This is a genomic window from Rhizobacter sp. P2_H2 (genome assembly GCF_056403375.1).
In genome coordinates, this window is record NZ_JBFUFP010001472.1 from 1 (window position 1) to 1,043 (window position 1,043).

2 protein-coding genes are annotated in these 1,043 nt (G+C 72.0%); one reads left to right on the forward strand and one right to left on the reverse strand.

What is annotated here, in order from left to right; all coding sequences use genetic code 11:
* Positions 1-726: LacI family DNA-binding transcriptional regulator (locus AC1D15_RS34010; RefSeq protein WP_477829541.1), on the reverse strand; the 726-nt coding region annotated here is incomplete at its 3' end.
* 75 nt (positions 727-801) lie between these two features.
* On the opposite strand from AC1D15_RS34010, the gene AC1D15_RS34015 reads away from it, so the two are divergent.
* On the forward strand, positions 802-1,043 hold a 242-nt coding region (locus AC1D15_RS34015), incomplete at its 3' end, for a hypothetical protein (protein WP_477829542.1).

Consider the following 1,043-nt stretch of genomic DNA (forward strand, 5'->3'; position numbering starts at 1 on the left):
GTCGTCGACCGGCGCCCAGAACACCCGCCGCTCGTCGAAGCCCTGCGCCCGCACCGCCTGCGCATAGCCGCTCAGCCGCTCCGACGTGACGAACGGGCTTCGATCCGGATCCGCACCGAGCGCCCGCGCACGCTCGGCGTCGTCGAGCGGGAACGTGATCACCAGCACCGCATCGGGCCGCGCAGCGAGCGCATGCCCCATCGCGAGCGCCGCGCCCTGGCGGTCATCGAGGCAGACCGACGGCGTGCCCGGCACCTGCGTGTCGACCAGCACGATCGGCTTGTGCGCCGCCTGCACCTGCGGCACCACCTCGGGGCCGATCTCGGCATGCACGATCAGCGCATCGGCCGTGGTCTGGAACGCGGCCTGCAGCAGCAGCTGGCGGCCGAGCTTCGGGATCAGCTGCAGGCTCAACCCGCGCAGGTCGAGCTGGCGCGTGACGCCGCGCAGGAAGTCGAGGCTCAGCTCGTCGCCGAACGCATAGCGCAGGTCGTGGTGGAACACCACCGCCACCTCGCGCAGTTCGCGCCGCCGCAGCGCGCGGGCCATCGTGTCGGGCCCGTAGTAGCCGAGCTCGCGCGAGCGGGCGAGGATGGATTCGCGCAGATCCTTCGACAACTGCTCCGGCCGGTTGAACGCGTTCGACACCGTCGTGCGGCTCACGCCCAGGCTCGCGGCCACATCGGCCAGCGTGAGTCGCGAACGTTCGGGAGCGGGTTTCGACATCGGATCGGAAATACAGACGAGCGGCTGACAGGGCGCGTTGACTATAGCGTCGCACCCGGCAGAATCCGGCCCGCCATGACGACCTTGCCCCCCGACGCCACCAACGCCGACACCGACATCGAACAGCTGCGGCGCCAGCGCCAGCTCGACTGGGTCGCGTCCGGCCGCGACCTCGTGGTCGGCCACGCCGCCGACTGCCCGCTGCCGCCCGCTGAACTGATGCGGCTCGACGCCCGCCACCCCGCGGTGCGCGAGCTGCACGACAGCGGCCTCACCGCCGAGGTGTTCCGCGTGCACGCCGGCGGCCGCGACTGGGC